The following is a 4,586-nucleotide window of genomic DNA, read 5'->3' as shown; positions in this document are numbered from 1 at the left end:
GGGGAGGGGAGCACGACAGCGAGTTTCCTCAACCCTCTCCCCCTTGCGGGGAGAGGGTGGCGCGCAGCGCCGGGTGAGGGGGTCTTCACCCGCGCCGCCCCCTCACCCCTCCGTGCCGATCGACTCCAGCGCCGAGCCGTCGCCCGCCTTCTTCGCCATGATCACCGCGAAGCGCCCGTCCGACTCCAGGACGACGGCCTCCACCTGGTCGAACGAGCCGGCCCCGTGCTCCCGGACCGCCGTCCTCAGCTCGTCCTCCGTGACGCGCTCGCGCAGCATGGCGTCGCGCAGAAAGCGCCCACGGAAGTAGAGGAGCGTGGGCGGCGACGTCACCGCGCGAGCGAACCGGGGAGAGCGCACCTGGATCCAGGTCATCCCGTACTGCAGCGACACGAGCAGGGCGAACGCCGCGAAGGCCTCCACCAGCGCCACGCTCCGGGCGGTCAGTACGCGGCCGAACGAAGCCCCCAGGGCCACGGTCACGAGGAAGTCGAAGGCGTTCATCCGCGCCAGCGTGCGCTTGCCCGAGACGCGCAGGAGCAGGACCAGCGCGGCGTACGCGAGCGTGCCGACCACCAGGACGCGGGCGACCGGCTCCCACCCGCCGAAGAAGAAGGTGACGCGGTCCATGGCTACCGGTCCGACCAGTCCCAGCCGTCGTTGCGCAGCAGCCCCAGCAGCTCCCTGCGCCGGTCCCGGAGGTCGTCGAGCGCCCCGGCGAACTCCGCGTCGCTCACCGTCGGGATGCCGGCCTCGCGCAGCCTGCCCAGGTCCGGGGGGGGGGGTGCCTCGTCGGCCGGATCGATGAAGGCGGACTTGAGCGTTTCGAGGTAGCTCCGCACGCCCGCGCGCGCGCCGTGCAGGACCGCGGCGTTCGGCCGGTACGGCTCCGGAACGCCGTAGCGCAGGATCGTCAGCGCCTCGTCCAGCACGACGATGCCGACCGCGGGGGACTTCGCCGGCCGCGCGCCGTGGTAGTACTGGAGAACAGGAAAGGAGAGGTACTGCTCCGTGAGCGCCCCCAGGAGGCCGGAGAAGGAGTTGAGCGGCAGGTCGAGGGTGCGGAAGCTCTCCCCGTCCCACGCGCTCGTCAGGAACTCCTCCGCCGTCTTCCCCAGCCCGGACACCTGGCCCGCGAAGGCCCGCTTGGCCACCACGGCCCCGAGCACCGCGAGGAGGTAGCTGATCACCAGGGTCGCCAGGAAGAACCCGCTCAGCGTGGTCAGCGAGGCGGCGATCTGCGCAACGCCGCCGTTGGGCACGATGTCTCCGTTCCCCATGGTGGACATGGCGTAGGCCACGAACCAGATCCGTCCCGCCCAGCCGGCCGGGACCTGGGGCTCGTTGCCGGTCACGAGCCAGCCGGGGTCGCTCGCGAAGACGAACACCCACCCGGCCCACACCATGAGGACCCAGGTGACGACCACGGTGACGATGATCGTGGGGCCGAACAGGCTGAGCGCCCCGTGGCGCCGACGGCCGACGACGGCCAGGACCCCACGCCAGGCCCAGGTGGTCAGGCGCGAGGCCAGGGGTCCCGCGCCCCCGTCCACCCACAGCGTCGTCCAGAGCGCATCCAGGAAGACCAGCAGGAGAAGGGCGATTCCGAGAACGAGCCAGGCGATCCCCAGGGTCGGTCTCCGGTGGGGGTGAACAGGGCGGACGGCCCGCCCCGACCGGAACATTCATGCCGCAGGGAGCCGGCGCGGCGACGTGATCTGGCGTCCGGGGGCGTGGGCCGGCTACTGTACGGCGTCCGTTTCGTCACCCACGGCAGCCACCTGGAGCCATGAGACAGCACCTGATCGCCGCCGGGGCGGGAGCCCTCCTCCTCTTCCTGCTCGTGGGCGGGCTGTGGGTCGGCCTGTCCCACGTCATCCCCGCCGGGCTGCCGCGCTCCATCTTCATCGTCGCGATGGGCTTCGTCTTCCTCACCGCGTACGTGTGGCTCCTCGTCGCGCGCGTGCGGGTGATCCTCAAGGGCACCCGGCACCTGCTCCGGCACGGCCTGATCGCCGTGGCGCAGGTCCTGGCGATGCTGGTCTCCTTCGGCGCCGTCTACCAGAAGGTCGGGATCATCGACAGCACGCGACCCGACTCACCCGTCGTCCACGAGTTCTGGACCAGCGTGTACTACTCCGTCGTGACCTTCACCACGCTGGGCTACGGCGATTTCTATCCGCAGGGAGTCGGGCGGGCGCTGGCGGGAATGCAGGCGCTGACGGGCTACATCATCCTGGGGGTGCTGGCCTCCGTCGCGGCCAACGTGGTCTCGCCCCACAGCCCGGCCGGTCGGGCGGACGACGGGGGAGACGACGGGGATCGGTGACCGTGCACTGAAGGCGGGCCGGTCCTCCGTCTCCCCTGCTCGCGGAGGCTCCCGGCGTGGCATTTGCGCCGGCTCGCCCCCAGCCTCGGCGCAAGGCGGAGCGCACGTCCGGAGCCCAGGAGGTGAGCGATGGCGGACTCGAGCGGGACCCCGGTGCCGGCAGGGGAGAGCTGGCCCGCCCTGCCGCTGGAGGCGTGGTCGGAGACGTACGCCACCCTCCACATGTGGACCCAGGTCGTCGGCAAGGTCCGCCTCGCCCGCGCGCCGATGGTCAACCACTGGTGGCAGGTACCCCTCTACGTCACCGTGCGGGGGCTGACCACCTCCCCGATCCCGGACGGCGGGCGCACCTTTCAGATCGACCTCGACTTCCTGGACCACCAACTCCACCTGCAGACCAGCGACGGGCAGGAGCGCCGGATCGCGCTGCGCTCCCGCCCCGTGGCCGCGTTCTACCGCGAGGTCATGGACGCGCTCGGCGCGCTGGGGGTGGAGGTGGAGATCTGGACCGGCCCCGTGGAGATCGAGGATCCGATCCCCTTCGACGAAGACCGGGAGCACGCCACCTACGACCCCGAGCACGCGCAGCGGTTCTGGCGGGTGCTCGTCGCGGCGGACCGGGTGATGACGGAGTTCCGCTCCCGCTTCGTGGGGAAGTGCAGTCCCGTGCACTTCTTCTGGGGCAGCTTCGACCTGGCGGTCACCCGCTTCTCGGGCCGCCGGGCGCCCCCGCACCCGGGCGGGATCCCGAACCTGGCGGACTGGGTGACGCGGGAGGCGTACTCGCGCGAATGCAGCAGCTGCGGCTTCTGGCCCGGCAGCGGCCCGGTGAAGGCCCCCGCCTTCTACGCGTACGCCTACCCCGCGCCGGAGGGGTTTGCGAAGCATCCCGTCCGCCCGCCCCAGGCGTTCTACAGCGAGGAGATGCAGGAATTCATCCTGCTCTACGAAGACGTGCGGCAGGCGGACGATCCCGAGCGGATGCTGCTGGACTTCTTCCAGAGCACGTACGACGCGACCGCCGAGCTGGGCCGGTGGGACCGGGAGGAGCTGGAAGAGGACTACCCCGCGCCCGGCTCGCACCCTGGAGCGGGGCGCGCCGCCGCCTTCCCGGAGCACGAGGCCGATGACCCCGCCTCGGGCACGGCGTAGCTCCCCGCCAGCCGCGCAGCGTTGTCCTCAGGGGGGGGCAGGTGTAGCTTGTCCTGACCCGCAAGGATCACCCCGTCCGGAGGTCCGCCCCATGCCTCGTCGTCTCCCCCTGCTCGTCCTGCTGGCCTCCCTCGCCGCCTGCGGGGGCCCCGTCCCCCCTGCGGCGACCGCTCCCACCGCGCTCCCGTCCCCCGGCGACGCGCCGGCCGGCACCGGAGTCCGCGTGCTGAACGTCGCGACGGCCGATGTGCCCGCGGCGGGGACGGTCGCCACGACGGTGCTCCACGAGAGCCCCACCCTGGTCTCCCGCATCATGCGGATCGCGCCCGGGGGCGAGATCGCGGAGCACCACCACCCGGGCCACGACGAGACGTTCTTCGTGCACCGGGGCGCCATGACCGTCGTGCTGAACGGCCGGGAGCACACCGCGCGGGCCGGCGACGTGGTGCACATCCCGGCGGGCACCGTGATCGTGGGGCGCAACCCGGGGGCCGAAGAGGCGGTCGTGGTGGTGGCGTTCGCGGCGAACGGGCGGGGCGGTCCGCTCACCGTCCCGGGAGCCCCGCACCACTGATCGCGCCGACGTCGTATCCTCACTCCATACACGGACGGACCCACATGAAACTCGGACGCTCGGCGGTGGGGGGGGGTCGTGCACACCGGGCGGCGGCCGGTCCGGGCGCGGTCCCAGCCGCCATCCTCGCCCTCGCCGCCCTCTGCCTTCCGGGCCGCCTGGAAGCCCAGGGCGACATCCGCGGCACCATCCACGCGCCGCCCGGCGAGACCGTCCAGGGCGCGATGGTGATCGCCTGCCACGTGGTCGACGCACGCTGCAGCGACCGGTCGCCGCAGTCGAAAGCGGTGCGGGTCGACACGCGCGGAGCGAGTGCCTCCTTCGTGATCCGCGGCCTCGCGCCCGGTGAGTACATGGTGATCGGGCTCGCCGACCGCAACCAGAACGGCCGGGAGGACGAGGGCGACTGGGCGGGACACCATGCGAAGGGGGACGGGACTCCCGCGTGGGTGACGCCTCCGGCCACGGGCGTCACCGTCCGGCTCGCCGTCGACGGGGCGGTGGTGGCCGCACCCGCACGTCCCCCCTCGC

General features: G+C 72.4%; 6 protein-coding genes. 4 read left to right on the top strand and 2 right to left on the bottom strand.

The window, feature by feature from the left end; all coding sequences use genetic code 11:
- Positions 1-102: 102 nt before the first annotated feature.
- Both VGR37_24315 and VGR37_24310 read right to left on the bottom strand, forming a co-directional pair.
- Positions 103-630 (bottom strand): YetF domain-containing protein, encoded by a 528-nt coding sequence (locus VGR37_24315; GenBank protein ID HEV2150547.1) that lies wholly within the window; start codon positions 628-630, stop codon positions 103-105.
- A 2-nt stretch (positions 631-632) separates the two neighbouring features.
- Positions 633-1,685, bottom strand: coding sequence for an ion channel (locus VGR37_24310; GenBank protein HEV2150546.1), 1,053 nt, complete (start codon positions 1,683-1,685; stop codon positions 633-635).
- Positions 1,686-1,789: 104 nt separating this feature from the next.
- Between VGR37_24310 and VGR37_24305 the strand changes: the two genes are divergently transcribed.
- From VGR37_24305 to VGR37_24290, 4 genes are all read left to right on the top strand, one after another.
- Entirely contained in the window at positions 1,790-2,329 is a 540-nt protein-coding gene (locus VGR37_24305; GenBank protein HEV2150545.1) for an ion channel, read from the top strand.
- 129 nt (positions 2,330-2,458) lie between these two features.
- The gene (locus VGR37_24300; GenBank protein ID HEV2150544.1) at positions 2,459-3,481 is read left to right on the top strand and encodes a DUF5996 family protein; all 1,023 of its coding nucleotides are present in this window, start codon (positions 2,459-2,461) and stop codon (positions 3,479-3,481) included.
- Positions 3,482-3,572: 91 nt separating this feature from the next.
- On the top strand, positions 3,573-4,055 hold the full coding sequence (locus VGR37_24295) for a cupin domain-containing protein (protein ID HEV2150543.1): 483 nt from the start codon (positions 3,573-3,575) through the stop codon (positions 4,053-4,055).
- 44 nt (positions 4,056-4,099) lie between these two features.
- The coding region (locus tag VGR37_24290; protein ID HEV2150542.1) for a hypothetical protein at positions 4,100-4,586 on the top strand (487 nt) is incomplete at its 3' end.

It is taken from the genome of Longimicrobiaceae bacterium (assembly GCA_035936415.1).
In the GTDB taxonomy this organism is placed as follows: Bacteria; Gemmatimonadota; Gemmatimonadetes; order Longimicrobiales; family Longimicrobiaceae; genus JAFAYN01.
This window is presented reverse-complemented; position numbering and strand designations above follow the sequence as displayed.

Coding starts and splice junctions, on each gene's coding strand:
- VGR37_24310 (HEV2150546.1), bottom strand. CDS start 1,685: ATGTTCCGGTCGGGGCGGGCCGTCCGCCCTGTTCACCCCCACCGGAGA.
- VGR37_24295 (HEV2150543.1), top strand. CDS start 3,573: ATGCCTCGTCGTCTCCCCCTGCTCGTCCTGCTGGCCTCCCTCGCCGCC.
- VGR37_24315 (HEV2150547.1), bottom strand. CDS start 630: ATGGACCGCGTCACCTTCTTCTTCGGCGGGTGGGAGCCGGTCGCCCGC.
- VGR37_24305 (HEV2150545.1), top strand. CDS start 1,790: ATGAGACAGCACCTGATCGCCGCCGGGGCGGGAGCCCTCCTCCTCTTC.
- VGR37_24300 (HEV2150544.1), top strand. CDS start 2,459: ATGGCGGACTCGAGCGGGACCCCGGTGCCGGCAGGGGAGAGCTGGCCC.